This window comes from Mycobacterium sp. NGS22 (genome assembly GCF_059813095.1).
Genome location: NZ_JCALDY010000004.1, coordinates 95987 through 116539 on the forward strand (window position 1 = coordinate 95987; position 20553 = coordinate 116539).

18 protein-coding genes are annotated in these 20553 nt (G+C 65.6%); 10 read left to right on the forward strand and 8 right to left on the reverse strand.

Translation table 11 applies throughout. The features are described from left to right. Positions 1 to 1362: an aromatic ring-hydroxylating oxygenase subunit alpha gene (locus AC5Y47_RS05005; RefSeq protein ID WP_499942520.1), complete on the forward strand. Its 1362-nt coding sequence runs from the start codon at positions 1 to 3 to the stop codon at positions 1360 to 1362. Next, positions 1359 to 3059, forward strand: a complete 1701-nt coding sequence (locus AC5Y47_RS05010) for an FAD-binding protein (RefSeq protein WP_499942523.1) — start codon at positions 1359 to 1361, stop codon at positions 3057 to 3059. The genes AC5Y47_RS05005 and AC5Y47_RS05010 overlap by 4 nt, the downstream gene beginning before the upstream one ends. On the opposite strand, the gene AC5Y47_RS05015 is transcribed toward AC5Y47_RS05010, so the two are convergent. Genes AC5Y47_RS05015 through AC5Y47_RS05025 form a run of 3 tightly spaced genes read right to left on the reverse strand, consistent with a single transcriptional unit; the run spans position 3056 to position 5567 of the window. After that, positions 3056 to 3895 (reverse strand): enoyl-CoA hydratase-related protein, encoded by an 840-nt coding sequence (locus tag AC5Y47_RS05015; RefSeq protein WP_499942528.1) that lies wholly within the window; start codon positions 3893 to 3895, stop codon positions 3056 to 3058. The genes AC5Y47_RS05010 and AC5Y47_RS05015 overlap by 4 nt on opposite strands. 24 nt (positions 3896 to 3919) lie before the next feature. After that, positions 3920 to 4459: a class I SAM-dependent methyltransferase gene (locus AC5Y47_RS05020; RefSeq protein WP_499942533.1), complete on the reverse strand. Its 540-nt coding sequence runs from the start codon at positions 4457 to 4459 to the stop codon at positions 3920 to 3922. A 10-nt stretch (positions 4460 to 4469) separates the two neighbouring features. Beyond that, entirely contained in the window at positions 4470 to 5567 is a 1098-nt protein-coding gene (locus AC5Y47_RS05025; protein ID WP_499942536.1) for an NAD-dependent epimerase/dehydratase family protein, read from the reverse strand. A 166-nt stretch (positions 5568 to 5733) separates the two neighbouring features. On the opposite strand from AC5Y47_RS05025, the gene AC5Y47_RS05030 reads away from it, so the two are divergent. Further along, positions 5734 to 6327 (forward strand): TetR/AcrR family transcriptional regulator, encoded by a 594-nt coding sequence (locus AC5Y47_RS05030; RefSeq protein WP_499942539.1) that lies wholly within the window; start codon positions 5734 to 5736, stop codon positions 6325 to 6327. 33 nt (positions 6328 to 6360) lie between these two features. Here the strand turns inward: AC5Y47_RS05030 and AC5Y47_RS05035 are convergent, their stop codons facing one another. The 3 genes from AC5Y47_RS05035 to AC5Y47_RS05045 all read right to left on the reverse strand — a co-directional run bounded on the left by AC5Y47_RS05035 (position 6361) and on the right by AC5Y47_RS05045 (position 12562). Next, positions 6361 to 7725: an HNH endonuclease signature motif containing protein gene (locus AC5Y47_RS05035; protein WP_499942541.1), complete on the reverse strand. Its 1365-nt coding sequence runs from the start codon at positions 7723 to 7725 to the stop codon at positions 6361 to 6363. 93 nt (positions 7726 to 7818) lie between these two features. Further along, positions 7819 to 9045: a hypothetical protein gene (locus AC5Y47_RS05040; RefSeq protein WP_499942544.1), complete on the reverse strand. Its 1227-nt coding sequence runs from the start codon at positions 9043 to 9045 to the stop codon at positions 7819 to 7821. A gap of 208 nt (positions 9046 to 9253) precedes the next feature. Continuing rightward, complete coding sequence (locus AC5Y47_RS05045; protein WP_499942548.1) at positions 9254 to 12562, reverse strand: LuxR C-terminal-related transcriptional regulator; 3309 nt, start codon at positions 12560 to 12562, stop codon at positions 9254 to 9256. Between the two features lie 151 nt (positions 12563 to 12713). On the opposite strand from AC5Y47_RS05045, the gene AC5Y47_RS05050 reads away from it, so the two are divergent. The 6 genes from AC5Y47_RS05050 (at position 12714) to AC5Y47_RS05075 (ending at position 17115) form a co-directional block, all read left to right on the forward strand. Continuing rightward, complete coding sequence (locus tag AC5Y47_RS05050; RefSeq protein ID WP_499942551.1) at positions 12714 to 13937, forward strand: cytochrome P450; 1224 nt, start codon at positions 12714 to 12716, stop codon at positions 13935 to 13937. Between the two features lie 116 nt (positions 13938 to 14053). Then, positions 14054 to 14461 carry a hypothetical protein gene (locus tag AC5Y47_RS05055; RefSeq protein WP_499942863.1) on the forward strand — a complete coding sequence of 136 codons (408 nt, stop codon included), beginning with the start codon at positions 14054 to 14056 and terminating at the stop codon, positions 14459 to 14461. A 50-nt stretch (positions 14462 to 14511) separates the two neighbouring features. Further along, positions 14512 to 15708: a cytochrome P450 gene (locus AC5Y47_RS05060; RefSeq protein WP_499942554.1), complete on the forward strand. Its 1197-nt coding sequence runs from the start codon at positions 14512 to 14514 to the stop codon at positions 15706 to 15708. Then, positions 15705 to 15899 (forward strand): ferredoxin, encoded by a 195-nt coding sequence (locus AC5Y47_RS05065; RefSeq protein ID WP_499942555.1) that lies wholly within the window; start codon positions 15705 to 15707, stop codon positions 15897 to 15899. The genes AC5Y47_RS05060 and AC5Y47_RS05065 overlap by 4 nt, the downstream gene beginning before the upstream one ends. A gap of 44 nt (positions 15900 to 15943) precedes the next feature. Beyond that, positions 15944 to 16732, forward strand: a complete 789-nt coding sequence (locus AC5Y47_RS05070; RefSeq protein WP_499942557.1) for a heavy metal-binding domain-containing protein — start codon at positions 15944 to 15946, stop codon at positions 16730 to 16732. Further along, positions 16732 to 17115 (forward strand): DUF5073 family protein, encoded by a 384-nt coding sequence (locus AC5Y47_RS05075; RefSeq protein WP_499942559.1) that lies wholly within the window; start codon positions 16732 to 16734, stop codon positions 17113 to 17115. The genes AC5Y47_RS05070 and AC5Y47_RS05075 overlap by 1 nt, the downstream gene beginning before the upstream one ends. 26 nt (positions 17116 to 17141) lie before the next feature. On the opposite strand, the gene AC5Y47_RS05080 is transcribed toward AC5Y47_RS05075, so the two are convergent. Next, positions 17142 to 18545 carry a WS/DGAT/MGAT family O-acyltransferase gene (locus AC5Y47_RS05080; protein ID WP_499942561.1) on the reverse strand — a complete coding sequence of 468 codons (1404 nt, stop codon included), beginning with the start codon at positions 18543 to 18545 and terminating at the stop codon, positions 17142 to 17144. A 192-nt stretch (positions 18546 to 18737) separates the two neighbouring features. Here AC5Y47_RS05080 and AC5Y47_RS05085 point away from each other — a divergent pair, with 192 nt between their 5' ends. Continuing rightward, positions 18738 to 19664: an antibiotic biosynthesis monooxygenase gene (locus tag AC5Y47_RS05085; RefSeq protein WP_499942563.1), complete on the forward strand. Its 927-nt coding sequence runs from the start codon at positions 18738 to 18740 to the stop codon at positions 19662 to 19664. On the opposite strand, the gene AC5Y47_RS05090 is transcribed toward AC5Y47_RS05085, so the two are convergent. Then, entirely contained in the window at positions 19654 to 20535 is an 882-nt protein-coding gene (locus AC5Y47_RS05090) for an SDR family NAD(P)-dependent oxidoreductase (protein ID WP_499942564.1), read from the reverse strand. The two genes, AC5Y47_RS05085 and AC5Y47_RS05090, sit on opposite strands and share 11 nt — an antisense overlap. Positions 20536 to 20553 lie beyond the last annotated feature (18 nt).

A 20553-nucleotide genomic window follows, 5' to 3' on the forward strand; every position in this document is an offset into this window, starting at 1 on the left:
ATGGATGTGAACTGGACGCCGCTTCCGGTGCCGTGGGCGGTGCAGTCGCCGGATCGGATCCCCAAGCAGCGGTACTACGACCCGGACTTCTACGCGCTGGAGAACGAGAAGTTCTGGCCACGGGTGTGGCAGATGGCCTGCCGGCTCGAGGAGATCCCGAAGACCGGTGATTTCGTGGAGTACGAGATCCTCGATCAGTCCGTCATCGTGGTGCGGGTGGACGCCGAGACGGTGCGGGCCTACCACAACGCGTGCCGGCATCGCGGCGTGAAATTGGTGGAAGGCTCCGGGTCTCTGCCTGGATCCCGGCGCACCTTCGTCTGCCCGTTTCACGGCTGGTGCTGGAACATCGAGGGACGCAACACGTTTGTCCTCCGCCCGGACGCGTTCGACGAGTCCAACTTGGACCCGCAGGATCTCGCCCTGGTGCCGGTGCGATGCGAAGTGTGGGGCGGGTGCGCGTGGATCAACCTCGACGACGACGCGCCGGGGCTGCGGGACTGCTTCGAACCTTTCGCGACGATCTACGACGCGTGGCGGGTCGAATCGCTGCGCACCGAATGGTGGCAGTCGTGCCGGCTCCCGGTGAACTGGAAGCTCGCGACGGCCGCGTTCATGGAGGGATACCATGTCCCGCAGACTCATCCGCAGCTGCTGCCGTCGGCGCAGCCCAGTGCCACACCTCCCGGGCTGATCGGAACCAGCCTGTATTTCATGCGCACGCTGGGCGAAGGCATGGCCGGCATGACCCACGCGAACGACATCCGCATTGCCGAGGGCCTGCAGGACATCGACCTGCCCGCCGACCCCGCCCAGGCGATGGCGGTGTGGAAGCGCACTTTGAACGACGCTGTGGTGCACTGGCATCGGGCCCGCGGCTGCGACATCCCCGACCTGAACGAACTGCAGCGCCGCGGCATCGTCGATGCGATCGGCTTCTGCTTCCCGCACTATTTCCTGTTGCCGCAGTACAGCAGTGCCTCGTCGTACCGCATTCGTCCACTCGGCCCGGAGGAGACGTTGTTCGAGATCTGGTCGCTGACCCGCATCCCGCCCGATCAGGTCACCGGCAAACCGACGCCACCCGAGCCCATGGCACCCGACGATCCGCGCTGGCCCCCGATTCCGGCTCAAGACTTCTCCAACCTGCCCAAGCAGCAGAAAGGCCTGCACTCCAAGGGATTCGAGTTCATGCGGTTGTCCAGCCAGATCGAGGGGTTGATCTCCAACTTCGAACGCGTCATCGACGGCTTTCTGGCCGATCTGCCCTATCCGGCGCTGGTGCCGGCGATCCAGAAGACCAACACCACCATCGACGTCCCGATCGCCGATCTCGGCTTCCAGGCAGGTGTCCGCCGATGAGCACCGTCAACTGGGACCGCTCCGTCGACCTGGTGATCGCGGGCAGCGGTGGCGGCGGCATGGTCGCCGGCCTGGCCGCCCTGGACGCCGGCCTGGAACCGCTGATCGTCGAGAAACAAGGGTTGGTCGGTGGTTCGACGGGATTGTCCGGCGGCATCGTCTGGCTGCCGAACAATCCGCTGATGCGCGCCGACGGTATCGCCGATTCGCACGAGGACGGGTTGGCCTACCTGGCGGACGTGGTAGGCGACATCGGAGCGGCCTCCTCCCCCGCACGGCGCGAGATGTTCCTCACCGCCGGCTATGAGATGATCAACTTCCTGTTGCGCAAGGGAGTTCGGCTCATCCGCTGCGCCGGCTGGAGCGACTATTACCCGAACCACAAGGGCGGCAACGAGTCCGGCCGAGCGGTCGAAGGCATCCCGTTCGACGCCGCCGAACTCGGTTCGTGGCGCGACAAAGTGCAACCTTCGCTGGCGAAGAATTACGGGTACGTGGTGCTGACCAACGAGTTGCGTTCGGTGCAGTACTACAACCGTGCGCCGCGCGCATTCGCGGTCGCGACCAAGGTATTCGCCCGGACCAGAGCCGCGCGCATCGCCCGTCGCCAGATCCTGACCAACGGTGCGTCGCTGATCGGGCAGCTGCTCAAGGTGCTGATCGAACTCAGCGACGGTCAGCCTCCGCTGTGGATCAACGCCGCCATGGACGATCTGATCGTCGAGGACGGCCGCGTGGTGGGCGCACGCATCATCCGCGACGGCACCCCGGTGAATGTCGAAGCGCGCAAGGGAATTCTGTTGGCTGCAGGGGGTTTCGGCCACAATGCGGATATGCGGCGGCAGTACAGCGGTGACCAGCCGAACGACGGCAAGTGGTCGATCGCCAACGCTGGTGACACCGGCGAGGTGCTGCAGGCCGCGATGCGCCTTGGTGCCAAGACCGATCTGCTCGACGAAGCGTGGTGGCTGCCCTCGGTTTTCATCGCCAACGGCGGCGCGGCCGCGGCATCACTGGGTTCCGGGCGTCAACGTCCCGGGGCCATCTACATCGACTCCACCGGCCGGCGGTTCTGCAACGAGTCGAATTCCTATGTCGAGGTGGGCAAGGCGATGTACGCCAACAAGGCGGTGCCGTGCTGGATGGTCTTCGACGACGGGTACGTGCGCCGGTATGTCGCAGGGACCAATCCGCTCAATCGTCAGCACCTGCCGCCGGAGCTGATCGAAAGCGGTGCGGTCAAACGCGCCAACACGCTGAGCGACCTGGCCCGCCAAATCGACCTGCCCGCTGACGAATTGACCCGAACCGTGCAGCGGTTCAACTCCTTCGCCGCCAAGGGACTGGACCCCGACTTCGGCCGGGGGCAGTCGGCCTACAACGACTGCCTCGGCGATCCCGGTCACCGACCCAACGCCGCGGTGGGGCCACTGGACCGGGCGCCCTACTACGCCACCCGAGTCCTGCCGGCCGACGTCGGCACCTGCGGCGGGGTGATCACCAACGAGCACGCCCAGGTTCTCGACGAGCAGGACCGGGTGATCGAGGGACTGTACGCCACCGGGAATACCACGGCGACGGTGATGGGCCGAACCTATCCGGGGGCCGGGGCGAGCATCGCCAGCTCGATGGTGTTCGGCTACGTCGCCGCACGACACGCCGCGGGCCGCAAAGTCGCCGGCCAGATGAGCCGTTAGCCGGGGGCCTCGTCCCGGCCGAGGAAGTCGCGGGGCTTCATGCCCGACTGCATCAATTCGGCCCGGCGGGCCTGCACGTCGGACGCGGCGCCGACCATATTGGTCAGGATGTGACTGACCTGCAGGTGCACCCGCATGCCCATCAGTTCCCAGGCCCGCTTGACGTTGTTCTTGACCGCCATCAGGGTGGTCAGCGGAATCTGGGCGATCTTGCGCGCCATCTCCTCGACGGTGTCCTCGAGCTGATCGCGCGGCACCACCTTGTTGAGCAGACCCCATTCGAGTGCCTGTTCGGCCGTCAGTGTCGGCGCCAGCAGCAACCAGTCCATGGTGCGGTGCCAGTTCATCAGCAGCCACGGCTCGATCATCGTGTGACCGCCGGGCTCGCCGAGGCTTTGGGCAAGGGGCATCTGGAAATAGGCGTCTTCGGAGGCGACGCAGAAGTCGGTCAGCAGGCCCAGATAGATCCCGCCGCCCATGCAGTAACCGTGGATCTGCGAGATCGTCGGCTTCGGGAACTCCCACAAGTACAGCGTCGGCCACAGGAACAGGTCGGCGGTGCCTTTGTAGAGATCCTCGAAGTTGTTGCCGAAGTCGGGATAAGGGTTTTCGTCCGGGCCCCAGCGTGCGACGTGGCCGCCGCAGAAGCCCTTGCCGTTCGCCTTGAGGATGACGACCTTGATCTCCCGGTCGCGATCCGCCTCGTGCAGACAGGTGTCGACTTCGGTGACCAGCACGGCGTCCTTGGTGTTGGCCTTGCCGACCCGGTTGAGAATGATTCGCGCGATTGGTGGTTCGCGCTCGTAGATGACCGCTTCGAGGACGCGCCGCTCCATCTTCGTGACACTACATCTCGCACGTCAGGCACGTGCCAAAAGCCACGCGTGACCGTCACCCTCGCCGCTCGCCACTACGTCCAGTTGGGCGAACACAGCCGGTAGTTCACCGGCTGCTGCCCGGAACTCGCCCGGTGCGGCGTCGACCTCGCTGAGCGTCGCGATCGCCAGGAGTCCGCCCGGTGCCAGCCGACCGATCAGGTCTTGATCGAGGCGACGGTCACGAAACTTGTTGCACAGGATCAGGTCCACCGGTTCGCCGGCCGGCAGCCCCTCGTCGAGGTCGACGACGTCGAAGCGGCAGCGACCGTCAACACCGTTGCGCCGAGCCAGATCTCGGGCGTGCCGGATGGCGACGTCGGAAACGTCCAGTCCCCACACGTGCAACCCCCGGATCGCCAACCAGACCGACGCCAGTCCCTGGCCGCAGGCGATATCCAACGCCCGTCCTGTCTCGGGTAGTAGATCGACATGAGCGGCAAGGACTTTCGGTGCAGCGACGGTCTGCGCGGGCCCCCGCCGGGTATAGCGTTCGTCCCAGCGGTGACGGTCCTGCGCGGTCATGGTGCCGACGTTACCGGCGCGCCGCCCCGGATTCCGCGGTCTCCGACGGGCGTGGGTCGCCGAATCGCTGGTGGATCGCGCGCATCGGATCGGCGGTGGTGCCGGGAAATCCGCGATAGGGCGACCGCCTGCGCAGATACCAGCGGACAACGGGAGCCGCCAAGCGCAGCGGGAAGCGCAACCAGCCGACCGCGGCGCGGGTCTCGTCCAGCATGCTGGAGAGTGAATGATGCTGGAACGCAAGCGCTTGCTGCGCGGGGCCGGTGTCCAGCCAGTCGGTGGCATACCAGGTCAGATCGTCGTCGGGATCGCCTGGCCGGCCCGCCGGGATGGCACCGGGCAGACCCATCGCTGCCGCGTAGTCGGATCCGATCTCGGCCTGGGTGATCCGGTGAGTGTGATCGCCGCCGATCAGGAAGATCTGCCGCACCTCGTCGGTGACGGTGGCCGCGCAGCACGCGTGGGCGACGTCGCGGACGTCGACGGTGTGGATGCGCCCGTCGGACGGCAGTACAGCCTCGAAGAACACCAGGTCGCGGTCAATTTCAAAGCGCGGTTTGGCGGTGAGCACGCCGCCCAGACGCAGCACCACCCAGTCCAGGTCGGACGTCACGACGCACTGCTCGGCCAACGACTTGTGCTGTCCGTACAGATCGGTCGGCCGCACCGGCGTGGTCGCCGTCAGCAGCGAGTCGTCACGATGGGGGTTGCGCGCACCGTAGACCGCGATACTGGATACCTGCACGAATCGCGGAGGGACCGTCAACTGCGACGCGGCCCTGACCAGGGTCGCGGTCGCGCTGACGTTGACGGCGAACGCAAGTTCAGGACGGGCATAGCAGAACGGCGGGATGATCGCCGCGAGATGAACGATGGCGGTTGGGGCGACAGTCTCGAGCAGAGCGGTGACGTCGTCGGGCGACGTGAGGTCGGCCCACCGGATCTGTACCGACGGATGTGCGGCGAGTTGCTGTGCGCGCTTGCGGTGCGCGGGCGCGTCGAGATCAGTGGCGATTACCTGACGGCCCCGCTCGGCCAGGGCGGCCACCACCGCGGAGCCGACCAGACCGAAGGCGCCGGTCACCAGTACCCGCTCGGCCGCACTCATACTGCCCCCACTCGTTTCTGGACACCTGTCTAGGTATTGCTTGTACGGTATCAATCGTCACCGCGGTACGGCAAGCGAGGACGATCTGGTCCGCAATCAACACGTGACGGTCCACTGTCTTCCGATGTGCTTGTCCCGAACGTTCCGCTTTTCCTACACTGGACGGGTGTCTAGAGAAGCGACGTCGCCTGCGACGAGCGACGTCAGCACTGCGCGTCGATCCGACCGGCGGCCGGGTCAGACCATCCGCAAAGTGCTCGACGCCGGGTTGGAGGAACTACGCCAGTCCTCGTACGCCAACCTCACGATGCGCGCCGTGGCTCAGCGCGCGGGCGTGTCGCCGGCCAGCGCTTACACCTACTTTTCCTCCAAGAGCGCTCTGGTCGCGGCCGTGTATCTGCGCTTCCTGCGTGAGCTGCCGTTGCACACCGACGTCAACGACACCACCAAGACCCGGGTCAGCGCGACGATGCGGGACATGGCGCTGGTCGTGGCTGACGAGCCAGAGTTGACTGCCGGGTGCGGCGCTGCCCTGATGGCCGACGACCCCGCCGTCGCACCCTTGCGGAATGAGATCGCGGTCGAGGTGGCGCGGCGGATCGGTGCCGCGCTCGGCCCCGGCTGGCCCGGCGCAGTGAAGTCGACGCTGCAGATGACCTTTGCCGGTGCTCTGATGAGCGCGCGGTTCACCACCTATCAGGAAATTTCCGGGCAACTCGACGAGGCGGTGAATCTGATACTCGGGGCTTCCGTCGCGTAGGAATCCAAATCGGTTGTCTGACAGCAGTTCTGGCTACGGCCCGTCGTCGTCCTCGGGTATCAGCAGTTTCTCCGGGTGGTGGAATGTGTTGATTCGCGGTTGGCCGTGGTCGAGGTGTGCTGGTGGGATCCATTCGGTGTGGCCTTGGGTGTTGGTGCGGGTGGTCCAGCCTTTTTCGGCCAGTCTGTTATCGGGGCCACAGGCCAGGGTGAGGTCGTTGATGTCGGTGCGGCCGGTTTTGCGCCAGGCGGTGACGTGGTGGACTTCGCTGTGGTAGGCCGGGGCATCACAGCCGGGCCTGGTGCAGCCGAGGTCTTTGGCGCACAGCATGATCCGTTGGGCCGGGGAGGCCAACCGCTTGGTGTGATAGAGGGCTTGGGGTTTGGCGGCGTCGAAGATCGCCAAATAGTGGTTGGCGCCGCCGCCGGCCATGCGGATCAGATCGTTCATGGGTAGGCGGGAGCTGCCGCCGGTGCGCGCCCACCCGGCGGCGGCTTCGAGTTCTGCCACGGTGGTGGTGGCGATGATGGTGACCGGCAGCCCGCGATGGCGGCCCAGCTCGCCAGAGGCCAGCAGTGCGCGTAGCCCGGCCAGCAGCGCGTCGTGCTGGCGTTGGGGTCCCGAGCGGGTATCGCGCTGCGCCTCCTCGGCGTCGGGTTCGCGGTCCACGCGTGGTGCCTCGTTTTCCGGGTTGCACATCCCCGGTGCGGCCAACTTCGTCCACGCCGCTTCGATCGCGGCCCGTAGTTCGGGGGTGACCAGCCCGCTCAGGCGCGACATCCCGTCGAACTCCTGCTTGCCCAGCATCAGGCCGCGTCGGCGGGCGCGTTCGTCGTCGCTGTAGTTGCCGTCGGGGTGCAGATAGGCCATCACTTCCTGGGCATAGGTCTGCACTTGTTCGGGGCGAAAGTGGGTGGCTTTGTCGACCAGGTCGGCTTCGGCGTCCAGGCGGGTCAACGCGTCGACCGTGTCGGGAAGATGCGCCAGGAATTTGCGGATCAAGCGGATGTGTTCATCACCGATGAGCCCGGCGCCTTGGGCGGTCGCGGTCGCGGTGAGCAGCGGCGCCAGCGCCTCCCCGGACAGCGCCCGGCGCGCGCCGAGGTCTTTGGCGTCGGCGATGCGCCGGCCGGCTTCGGCTTTAGAGATCCGCAACCGATCCGCCAACGCGCTGCGCAGCTTGCCGCCCAACTCCTCCTCGGCGGCTTGGGCGGCAAGTTGGTTGATCACCGCGTGCTGGGGTGTGCGCAGTTGGCGGGCTGCCCGTTCCAGGCGCTCCAGAGCCCGCATCCGCTCCGGGGTGGTGAACACCTCAAAAGACAACGCGCACAAACGATGCACATCCGCATCGAGCGCGTCAAAGACCTCCACGATCTCTTCACGCGTGCTCGCTGACATACCTCAAATTCTAAGAACCGGCACCGACAACTCCCCGGCCCCGAGGGCGCACCTGTGCATAAACCTGCAACTGTGAATAAGTCGCGGCAGTGATCACACGGGCGTGAGCGGCAACGACTTTCGTGGCTGGAAGACGAACGTCGAGCCGCCACTGAACTTGGCCACCGCGACTTCGGAGAATTCCTCTGCAGCAGTGTCGGTTTCGTGCACGATCGCAGTCCAGTCATCGGACGTGCCGCTGACTTCGACGGTCAGATGCGGATCGACCGCGGCGACGATCGCCTGCAACGGCCCGACCGACTCGGGCGAGACCAGCGCCGGCCACGCAGCGTCGTCGTGTGCCGGGGACCGATGCAGGTGCACGCGGTCGTCTTCGAACGAAGCCGATACGTACAGCGCGGGATTGAACAATGGATGCAACTCCAACACGCGCACCGCACCTTCGACGCCACCCGGCAGACCCAATGCCCGATGAATTCGCTCGGCGGCCAGACCCGCAAGGCCGATGAGCTGTTTGGTGCAGATCATGCGGGTCTTGTCCGCGTCGCCCTGCGCGTGCTTGTCGACCGCCAGGACGAAGGAGAGGTAGAGCAGATGCATCTGCAGGCACACTTCATCGGCGATCCGCACCAACGCGGAGTGCGAGAACGCAGCAAAGTCGAAGTCGGACACCAGCGGACCGGAGTAGTTCGATTGCCCTGGCTCGCTCTCGTCGATCGGGTCGAGTTCGGCTGTCGCTGCGCGGGTTCGGCCGATGATCTCGAGGGCTGGTATGAAACCGACCTCCGGGTACGACTCGTCGATGATCACCGTCCAGGCGCAGTGCGGGTGCCGATCCGCCGGCGTCCTGGGCGGCCGGTGGATCGGACGAACCTGAGCCCTGCGGTTGGTGGCCAGCGCGGTGGCGTCGAACGTCGGGTCCTCGATGTCATGGCACATGCCGCGCACGTACTCCTCGCCCATCGGTTCGACATCCAGCAGCGCACCGCAGTGATCGAGCTGGAACTCGCCGTGCCAACGATCGTGCACCGTGTAGCGGAAGTCCATGAACTGCGGCGGGGCGCCGATGTCGAGTTGCAGGCCCTTGAAGATGGTGATGACGTCGACACCTTCGTACTTCAGCGCTCGCTGCATGCGCTTGGTGTAGATCGGGCTCGCGCCGGCCCATTCGTCAATAGCGATCTGCACCATGGCTTCGCGGCCGAATTGCTGTATGCACCAAGCCATTCCGGATCGGTCGATCATCTGGCCGATCAGCAGCAACTCCGGCACCAGGATGGTGAGTTGGTCACGGGTGAGGGCGGCGTACCTGCTGGTCATACGCGATCCTTCGGTCTGCGTCGTGTGGCGGTCCGGCGGTGACCGCGGGTTCGCGCCTAGTTGCCCAGTTCGACGGCTCGAGCGGGCTGCACTCGGCCCCAATTATGGACAGGTGTCTGATTATCCTTCGAACTCTAGCCGACCGCTTTCCCAACGGCAAGGACGATCGATCCGTCGAAAGCCCCATCCGAACCACCATATGGACTGCTCATTCTGGACAGGTGTCCATCAGCCCCTGGCGGGACGCTTCCTGCGCCAGCTGAATGCGGGAGGCGATACCGAGCTTGGTGTAGATATGCGAGAGATGGGCCTGCACCGTTCGCGGAGATACGAACAACCGGGCCGCGATCTCCTTGTTCGCCAATCCTTCGCAGACCAGACGCGCCACGTCGCGCTCGGCCGGTGTCAGCGACGCCCAACCGGACGCCGGCCGTCTGCGTTGGCCGCGGCCGCGCAGCGCGTAGGCGATCGCTTCGTCCAGCGACAACGCGGCACCCTGCGACCATACCCCGTCAAAATCGTTTGTACCCATCGCATTTCGGAGATCGACAACCGCCGACTGGTAACCGGACTCGTGAATCTTGAAACGGACCAGGCCCATGCCATCGCGGATGTTATCTGCCGCACCGAACAGGCGGGCCGCTCCGGCCGGGTTGCCATTGATGGTGGCTATGGCGGCCAGACATTCCAAAATGTCGGGTATGTGCAGGCGCAGATCTTTGTCGGCCGCCCCAGCCAACGCCAGTTGGGCATCCTGTTCGGCGGCTTCGAGTAGCCCTTCCGCCGTCGCGATGCGAGCGCGGACCGATAGCAACGCCACCCGGTGCCAGCCCACTGCAACCGCGAGTCCCTCGTCGGCCCATTCTCGGGCGCGCGCAACCTCGCCACGCGCCAATGCTGCCTCAATGGAATTGAAAGCACGCTGCGCGATCGCCACCTGGGGTTGGCCGGTGTGCAGGCCCTCGTAGGCGGCCTCGCCGTTGACCTGTGCGGCATCCAGTTCGCCGGCGGCAACATTGGCTTGAGCCAACTGGGCATAGGCCATACCGTGGAAGTATTCGCTCAAATCGGCTGCACCTGCCACTGCGGTATCGGCTACCGCGTGGGCGGCATCCAATTCTCCGTGGTACGTCAGCGTCAACCCCAGGCCCATCCGGGCACTTGCCCTATAGACCTCGTCATGAGTCGCCTCACACTCATTTACTACATCCCGAAATTCACAGATCGCCGCGGCTAGTTCGCCTCGCAACAGATGGGCGTAGCCGATCATGATCCGGCTCTGTCGTGAGCATGGGCGATTACCGATCGCGTCGGCGATGTCGCGCCCCTGCGTCCCCGCCTCGCCCGCAGCAACCGGATCGCCCGTGGTCAATGCGCTATTAGCCTGCCACGCAAGGATCTGGCTCATGGTCCACTGGTCATCCACCGCCCGGGCCAACTCCATTGCCTCGGCGTGGCAGGACTGAGCTGTTTCCGCGTCGTAGTGCTGCGCTCCTGCGATCAATCCGCACGCGGATAGTGTGCGGGCAAGCAATGCCGGATCATCGACTTCGCGGGCAATCTCCACTGCACGCTGTGCTCGGTCCATGGGCTGGCCGATGTGCATGTTCAGGACGGCCTCGTCGGCAAGAGCCCGTGCCCGCACTGCGGGCGCAACGTCGACGTATTGGTCGAAGTCAGCCAGGATGGTGTGGAACCACGCCAAACCTTCCACAATGCGTCCGCGCGACATCCACACCGGTTGTAGCGAGGATGCCAACGCCAAAGCCCGCTCGGTCTCACCGTTTTCCAGATCCCAGCCCAAAGCATTGCGCAGATTGTCCATCTCGAGTTCAACCTGCTCGAGCCGCTGCTCGTAATCGGTGCGCGCCGGGGCGTCGAGTAATGCCGCGATGGACGTGTAGTGGTCGCGGTGACGCGACCGCACCGCGTCGGCTTCGCCGGACTCCCCCAGTTTTTCCAGCGCATACTGCCGCACTGTTTCCAGTAGTCGATACCGGGTGCGACCGCTACTTCCGTCCGCGACCACTAGCGACTTGTCAACCAGCAGACTCAACTGATCCAGCACCTGATACCGCTCGATCTCACCGTCACCGCACACGAATTGTGCTGCCGCCAGATCAAATCCCCCGAAGAACACCGCGAGCCGACGGAACAGGATGCGCTCGGTCTCGGTGAGCAGGGCGTGTGACCAGTCCACTGATGCGCGCAGTGTCTGCTGTCGGCGGACCGCGGTGCGGGAGCCGCCGGTCAACAGTCGGAACCGGTCGTGCAGGCTGTCGACGATTTCGGTCAGCGACAGCGCGCGCACGCGTGCCGCGGCGAGTTCGATCGCCAGCGGCATACCGTCGAGCCGTCGGCAGATCTCGGTTACCGCAGCACCATTGGCGTCGGTGACCGCGAAATCCGGCCGGGCCAGCCGGGCGCGCTGAGCGAACAGTTCGACGGCCTCGTCAGCCAGCGACAGGGATGGCACCTGCCACGTCGCTTCGCCGGTCACGCTGATGGGTTCGCGGCTGGTGGCCAGGACGATCACTCGCGGTGCAGCGCCTAAGATTTCGGATACCAGTGTCGCGCACGCATCGAGTAGGTGCTCACAATTGTCCAGCACGATCAGCAGGTGGCGGTCGCGGAAAAACCGCACCAACGTCTCCATGGTGGAACGCCCCGGATGGTCAGGCAGACCGAACGCGCGCGCGACCGTCACCGGGACCACCTCGGCGGCGGTGATCGGCGCCAGGTCGACGTACCACACCCCGTCGTCGAACTTACCGGCTACCGAGGCGGCCACTTGGACCGCCAGGCGGGTCTTACCCACGCCGCCGGTCCCGGTCAGGGTGACCAGCCGGTTGAGCGTCAAAGCCGTTCGTATGTCGGCGATTTCGGACTGGCGGCCGACAAAAGCCGTCAACTGAGTGGGAAGATGTTGTACAGCAACGTTACTGGAAGTGCGCAACGGCGGAAAGTCGTTGCGCAGATCCGGGTGGCATAGCTGCACCACCCGTTGGGGACGGGCCAGATCCCGCAGCGTGTGAGCGCCGAGATCGGTCAGCCACGCATCGTCCGGGAGTGTCTCGGCGACAAGGTCTTCGGTGGTGCCGGACAGCACGGTCTGACCACCGTGGGCCAGGTCCCGCAACCGCCCCGTGCGGTTGATGGTCGGTCCGACGTAGTTGCCCTCGTCACGAAGACGTACCTCGCCGGTATGCAATCCGATGCGTAACCGGATGGGAGTCAGCGCCGCCCGTTGCAAGTCCAGCGCGCAGGCAACCGCGTCGGACGCGCGGGAGAACGCGATCACGAAGCTGTCACCCTCGCCCTGCTCGACGGGACGAACCCCGTCGTGCGCTTCTACCGCAACCGTCAGCGTCTGATCCAAACGCGCGATGGCGGCCGCCATTTCGACGGGCTGTGTCTCCCACAGCCGCGTCGATCCCTCGACATCAGCCAGCAGCAGGGTCACTGTGCCGGTCGGAAGCCCATTCACCCCAACGTCGCTCCACTCGGTCGTGCTCATGCTAACCAGGATGCGGTGACCGAGATCGCAGAACATCAGCGAAATGGCCTACCTACGCAGTTACGCACGTCCGGCCAATAGGCACGTTGGCCGATGGTCGCCGGCCGTTTCCCCCGGAGAGTGAATCCATTCCGATCCGAGGAGCGACGCCATGCCCACCGATATTTTCGATCTCGCCCTGCCGGCCATCACCTATCACGACGCCCGTGACCCCGACGAGATCCACCGTCTGATCGGGCAGGCACGCCGGCAGTCCCCGATTGCTCAGGGACCGTATGGACCCGAGGTGCTGAGCTATGAGTTGGTCCGCGCGATGTTGCGCGACCCCCGGTTCGCGATGCCTCGCGGGATCGGACTGGCGGTCCAGGGAATCGAGTCCGGGCCCGTCTGGGACCGGGTCTGTCGGCTGCTCATCAGCCTCGACGGTGCCGAGCATCATCGGCTGCGGCGCCTGGTGTCGCGGGCATTCACTCCCCGCGCGGCAGCGCGGATGCGCAACGCGTGCACGAAGGTCATCACCGAACTGATCGACACGTACGCCGCCGAAGGGCACTGCGATCTGGTCACCGACATCGCGCGGCCGTATCCGGTCCCGATCATCTGCGAGCTGTTGGGCGCGCCCCGGCAGGACTGGGAGTTGTTCTCGACCTGGGCCACCGACATCAGCAAAGCGTTCGGGGCCAACGTCGCCGCCGAAGAAGACGCGATCGTGCGGGCCTGGCAACAACTCGAAAACTATGTCGAGCAGCTGATCGCGCGCCGACGGGACTGTCTGGCTGAGGATCTGATCTCCGAACTGATTCGCGCCGAGGAAGACGGCGACCGCCTCACCCATGACGAGATGGTGAATCTCGTTGCCATCCTGCTCAACGCCGGAACCGACACGACCCGGAACCAGTTGGCGGCTGCGGTGCAGGTGTTGTGCGAGCATCCCGACCAATGGGCGAAACTTGCCGCGCATCCCGAACTGGCCGCGCAGGCCGTGGAGGAGTTGATCCGCCACACGCCCATCGTCGTCGGCGCAATACGGCTGGCCACCCAGGACATCGAGCTCGGCGGTTTTCTGGTGCCGGCCGGCACTGTCGTGGTCGCCAACACGGCTTCCGGAAATCGCGACGAGACGGTTTACGACAGTCCAGACCGGCTGGATATCACCCGGGCGGCACCACCGCCCATGCTGAGTCTCGGTGGCGGCGTGCATTACTGCCTGGGCGCACACCTCGCCAAAGTGGAACTCGCCGAGGCACTTCGAGTGATCACCCAGCGCTTGACCAACCCACGGCGCGTCGGTCCGGCCCCGTGGAAAGCGCCGACCGAACTCAGCGGACCGATATCACTACCGATGGCGTTTGACACCCGACACCCCGCATCTTGATCGGCTTCCCCGGTTCGGCAATCCTCATCGAAGGATTCGTGGACGAGCCGAAGGAGGCCGACGTGGCCGGTGTGGGGCAGATCGCGTTGAACAGCGCGCCGGTCTTGGGTGGCGTGATGCTCGCCGTCGCGGCCGGGCAATTCCGGGGGCCGGACTTTCGCGGCCTGATCAAGCAGGACATGGATCTGCTCGACCGGCTCCCTCCGGAAGCCACCGAGCGTCGCGCCGAACTGCAACGCACGATCGACGCCCGCATCGACGACCTGGTCGAGGCGGCGGACCGCGGACGCGCCATGCGCAAGGCAGCGGTGTCGTACCACGGCAATTGGCGCGACATCGTGCTGCTGGTGTGTGTCCTGTTGTTCATCGTGATCTGGTGGGACGTCGACCACAGCCGCAGCAACTGGATGGTGACGTTCATCCTGCTGATCCTGCTGTCGATCGTGACGGCGGCGTACGCGTTGCGCGGTGTGCTGCGGGCGATTGCTTCGTTGCTGCATCGACCAAGCAGCGACGCCGGCTGAGAAATGAAAAGGTAATTGCCCCCCGTCGGCGGCGGTGCCAGGCTGACAACATGACCGAAGCCGAGGGGTTCGTCGACCAGGAGTATGTAGACCAGTCCATCGTCGGTCTCGCCGAGCCGCAACCGATGTACAAAGCGCTGCGCGAGTCGGCCCCGGTGTTCCGGTCCCCGCAGGCGGTGGTGCTGAGCCGGCTTGCCGACATCGAGATGGCGCTCAAGCGGACCGATCTGTTCTCGTCGAACATGGACGCGGTCGATCTCGGCACCATACGTCCGCTGATCCCGCTGCAGATCGACCCGCCCGATCATGCCAAGTACCGGCGCATCCTGGATCCGCTGTTCACGCCACGGGAAATGGCCAGACGCGAACCGCAGGTCACGGCGCTGGTCAACGAGCTGATCGACAACTTCGCCGGTCGCGGCGAATGCGATTTCCACACCGAGTTCGCGGTGCCGCTGCCCTGCACGGTTTTCCTGCAGTTGCTCGGCCTGCCGCTGGACGATCTCGACCAGTTCCTGGAGTGGAAGGACGGCGTCATCCGGCCGGACGGCGCGGCCGACTGGGACGAACGGCATGCGGCCTCAGCGCCAGTGGCGCAACAGATCTACGAATATTTCGACCGCGCCATCGACGACCATATCGCCAGTCCTCGCGACGACGTCCTGTCCGCGATGATCGCGACCCGCTTCAAAGACGACAAGGGCGCAACCCTCACCCGCGAAGAGTTGCTCGACATCTGCTTCCTGTTCCTCATCGCCGGACTGGACACCGTCACCGATTCGCTGGACTGCTTCTTCGTGTATCTGGCCCGACACCCCGAACACCGGCATCAACTCGTCGAACAGCCCGACATCCTGCCGCATGCCGTCGAGGAGTTACTCCGCTGGGAGACACCGGTCCCCGGCGTCGTCCGCGTGGCCATGCAGGACGTCGAGGTCGGCGGCTGCCCCATCAGCAAGGGCGACCGGGTCAGCCCGCTGCTGGGCGCGGCCAACACCGACCCGGCCGAGTTCCCCGATCCCGAATCGGTGAACTTCAACCGCAACCCGAATCGGCACCGCGCCTTCGGAGGCGGCCCACACCGCTGCCTCGGATCCCACCTGGCGCGCATGGAGTTGCGGGTGGCACTACGCGAATTCCACCGCCGCATACCCGATTACGAGATTCCGCGGGGTACCGAACTGAAGTACACCGCCGCGCTGCGCTCGGTCGAGGCGCTCCCGCTGACGTTCCCGGTGGCGCGGTGAAGCACATCGCGGTCGATGCCGACCGCTGCGTGGGCCATGGCCGGTGTTATTCGCTCGCCCCCGACGTCTTCGACGCCGACGACGCTGGGCATTCGATCGTGCGGGTCGAGCAGGTGTCGGGCGAGCTGGAGCAGCACGCGCTGGCGGGTGCGCAGAACTGTCCCGAAGAGGCGATCACCCTCACTCCGTGAGCCCCTCGCTACGCTGACGCAAACCAGAGAAGGGACGCCTGCCCATGGAGCCAACCTCGCTCGATCCGGTCGCCAGCGAACGGTTGTCGCATGCCGAGAAGTCGTTCACGTCGGATCTGTCGATCAACGAGTTCGCGCTGCTGCACGGCGCCGGGTTCGAGCCGATCGAGCTGGTGATGGGTGTCTCCGTTTATCACGTCGGGTTCCAGTTCACCGGCATGCGGCAGCAACAGGAGTTGGGCGTGCTCACCGAAGCGACCTACCGGGCGCGCTGGAATGCGATGGCGCGCATGCAGGCCGAGGCCGACGCGCTCAAGGCGGACGGCATTGTCGGGGTCCGACTGAACTGGCGCCACCACGGCGAGGGCGGCGAACACCTGGAGTTCATGGCGGTCGGCACCGCGGTGCGCTACACCGACAAGCCGGGAGCGTTCCGGCGACCCAATGGTCAGGCTTTCTCCAGCCACCTGTCCGGTCAGGACATGGTGACGTTGCTGCGTTCCGGGTTCACGCCGGTGGCCTTTGTGATGGGCAACTGCGTGTTTCACATCGCCGTGCAGGGTTTCATGCAGACGTTGCGGCAGATCGGCCGCAACATGGAGATGCCGCAGTGGACGCAGGGGAACTATCAAGCACGCGAGCTGGCGATGTCACGCATGCAGACCGAGGCGGAGCGCGACGGCGCGACCGGTGTGGTCGGGGTGCATTTCGCGGTCTCCAACTACGCCTGGGGTCACCACACGGTGGAGTTCTACACCGCGGGAACTGCGGTGCGGCGCACCGGAAGTGGCGAGACCATCAAGCCCACCTTCGTGCTGCCGATGGACAAGTGATGAGTGACCTGGACACCGAACGGGTCAGCCGCACCATCGCGGGCGCGCTGGCCGGTCCCGGCGGGGTCGCGTTGGTGGTCAAGGTGTTCGCCGGGCTGCCCGGAGTGATACATACACCGGCCAAACGTGGCATCTTCTCGTCCAATCCGGAGCGCATCCAGATCGGCGACTGGCGCTACGAAGTCGTCCGGGACGGACGACTGCTCGCCGGTCACATCGTGAACGGGATCGTCATCGCCGAAGACACCCTGCTGGCCGACGCCGTCGGTCCGCACATCACCCGTTCGCTCAGTCAGATCGTGGCACGCTACGGCGCATCGGTCATCCCGAACATCAATGCGGCCGTCGAGGTGCTGGGCACCAGCACCGGATACCGGTACTGAGATCCGGAAAAGGCTGCGCTGCAACCCTATTCGTCACCGTCCACCGGCCGGGCGCGGCGGTCGGGGCACTCGAGCAGTTCTTTGAGCGCATCCGGGAACGCGTCGGCTATCTCCCAGAGATCGGGCAGCAGGTCGGGACAGGACAGGATGCCGATACCGAGTTCGCCGTTGAGCGACATGACGGTGATGTTGAGACCGGCGCCGCCCAGCAGCGGGCCGACCGGGATCATCGAGTCGATCTTGCTACCCAAGAAATACAGCTGCCCTTGCGGTCCCGGCACGTTGGACAGGATCAAGTTGTAGACGGGGCTGGTGCTCAACGGAATTCGCGGCAGTATCCGCATGGCGGCGCCGAACATCGTCTGCCCGCCGAACTCGGTCCAGTCGTGCAACAGGGTCGGGCCCATGGCCGCGGTGTGGTCTTTGGCGGCGTTGTTTCCCGCAGCGATCGCACGAATACGTTCGGCCGGGTCGCTGATCTGACTCTCCATCCGGCAGAACATCCACGTCGTCTGATTGCGTCCGGGACGGTCGGACTTCTCCCGCACCGACACCGGCACGGTGGCGACCAACGGAATGTCCGGCAGTTCGTTCCGCTCTAAGAGGAAGCGGCGTAACACCCCGGCGCACAACGCCACCACCACGTCGTTGACCGTCACCCCGAACCTGTTCTTCACCCGTTTGACGTCTCGCATGTCGAGTTGGGTGTAAGCGATGTTGCGGTAACGCGTCAGCGTGCCGTTGAACGGCGTCGACGGAGCGCTGAACGGTGCGGCCATGGTGCGGCCTTCACGCGCTCGCAGCACCGTCTGCAAAAGCGTCAGCACCGTCGCCGGCACCACCGTCGCCAGTCGCAGCGGTCGCTTCGCGAAGTTCCACAACCCGCTACCGGCAATCTGCAGCGCAGTTGCCGGCCCGGCTCCGCGGACCGGCAAGGGTTCGGGCGCCTCGGGCTGCAAACTGCACAGCTGCGCCAGCAGGTTCGCTCCGGCGACTCCGTCGACCACGGCGTGATGGACTTTGAGCACCACGGTCAATTTCTCCGGGTGTGCGGCGCCTTCGATCACCCACATCTGCCACAGCGGGCGATCGCGGTCCAGCGGCAGCCCCGCGACGTGTCCGCAGATCTCGGAAAGTTCCCGGCGGCCTCCCGGCGCTGGCACCGCGACCCGGTGCAGGTGGCGTCGCAACGAGAAGTCCTCGTCGTCGACCCACACCGGGTGATCCGGATTCAGCTGTGTATCAGCCAGTTTCATGCGGAACTCCGGGACTGCCTTGACCTGCTTGGTCAGCGCAGCCCGCAACCGGGCATAGCTGTAGCCGCGCGGCATCGTCGACGTATCGAGTTCCAGGACGCAGCACACGTTCAACGGTTGCGTCGGTGTCTCCATATAGAGGAAAAATGCATCAAGTCCGCTTAAACGTTCCATTTAGTCGCCTGCTCAATAGATGGCGTGCAGATTTCGCCCGAAGTCCCCGGCTCCCCGTCGAGTCCGCGCCCCGGGGTCCCGCGACGCTTACCCGCTTGATCGATTCACTAAACCGATGGCCCGCGGCCGGCGAGCTGTTCGACTGCCGAGTCGGTCCGGATCCTCGTACGACGGCGGTGGTAGACAACTGACATGACAGCTGGTGCCACCGCGATTTCCATCTTCCACCCACCAACCGATCCCGGCGCTTTCGACCGGTGGGTGGATGGCTACCGCGCATCGGCTCGTCGCGCTGCGGGCTTCGTCGGCGCGCGCCAATCCGTGCGGCATGGCGAAGAGCTGGATCACGCCGTCGCGGTCTCGTTCGACAGCACCGACAGGCTGGACGCCTGGCTGGACGGGGCCGACCGTCGCGATGTCCTCGCCGAAGGTCGGACCCAGGGTTTCGGAAGGTCGGCGGCCGACCTGGTGTTGGCACACGGCGAGCTTCCGCCGGACAGCGCGGCCGTCTTCCTGCACGACGTGGCTGCGGGTAAGGACGCCGAATTCGTAGCCGCGCAACATGATCTGACGCTGGTGAGTTCGGCGTTTCCCGGTTACGAAGGAACCGCGCTGTTTCCGGCGGACGCGTCCGGGCAATGGATGTCGCTGCTCCGCTTCCGCTCCGCCCGGCACTTGAGCGGATGGATGCGCTCCCAGGAACGTCGCCAAGCGTTGCCGCGCCTGCGCGACGAGTTGACCCGCGACTTCGCCGAATTGCCGCGCAGTGCGCCGTTCGGTTCGACCGTCCGCATCGCCGACGGCCAGACGAAGATCACGCCGGGCTGGAAGACGGCGATGCTGGTGGTGCTGTGCCTCTACCCGACGGTGATGCTGCTCTCCGCATACTTGGCGCCCGCGCTCGATCGGCTCGGGCTGGCGCAGTCGCCGGCAGTCTTCGTGGGCAACGTCGTCAGTGTCCTTCTGCTGCAATGGGTTCTCGTCCCGGCCGCGTCACGGCCCTTCAGGCGCTGGCTCGATCCGATCGACGGGGCGCCGCCGGGGATAAGCCTGACCGGGGCCGCGGTGGTGGCCGTGGGCTACGTCGCGCTCGTGCTGCTTTTCTCGCTCATCGGGTAGCTGAAGCGCCGATCATCTCGTGCAACTCGGCCAGCGACCACGGCGGGCTGACGTTGTGGTCGCGGTAGCCCAGCAACTGCGGCTCCGGCCGCTGGTATCGGCCGACGAAACCGCCTGCGGCAACGAAGATCTGCCCGGTGACGTCACGGGCGAGATCCCCGGCGAGGTACCCGTAGAGGGGTGCCACGAATTCGGCGGGAGCGGGGTGCAGCGACGCGCGCATCGTCATCTCGTCGAGCAGCCCGCGGTGGTGCAGGTCGGCGATGTGCGATTCGTATTCGGGTCCGGTCGACAGGCGTGTCCGTGCGCCGGGACACACCACGTTGGCCCGCACTCCGTCGGCTTTCAGCTCCGCGGCGATCGCCATCGTGAGCGCATTCACCGCACCTTTGCCGGCGGGATAGCCCGTGCCCCCGTAGTCGCCGAGGAACGCCGCCGATCCGGTGTTGACGATCGCGCCGTGGCCCTGCTCTGCCATCAGCGGCGCCGCCAGCCGGCAGGTGTGGAATACCGTGCCCAGATGCGAACCGATCAGGAGATCGAACTCCTTCGGGCTGATCCGCAGGATTGAGGACTGCGGCGGTTCTGCGATACCGGCGCAGTTCACCAGGATGTCCAGCCGGCCGAACGAACTCGTGGAGGTCTCGATCAACGCGGCGGCGACCCGTTCGTTGTCGGCCGCCCCGCTGACCGCAACGGCTTGACCGCCGGCGGCGGTGATCGCGTCCACGGTCTGCGCGACGGCATCCGGGTCACGGCCGTTGACCACCACGGAAGCACCCAGACTGCAGAGCAATTCGGCGACCGCACGCCCGATACCGCGGCTGCCGCCGACCACCACCGCGGCCTGGCCTTCCAGCCGCAAGCTCATAGCTTTCCTCCCAAAAAT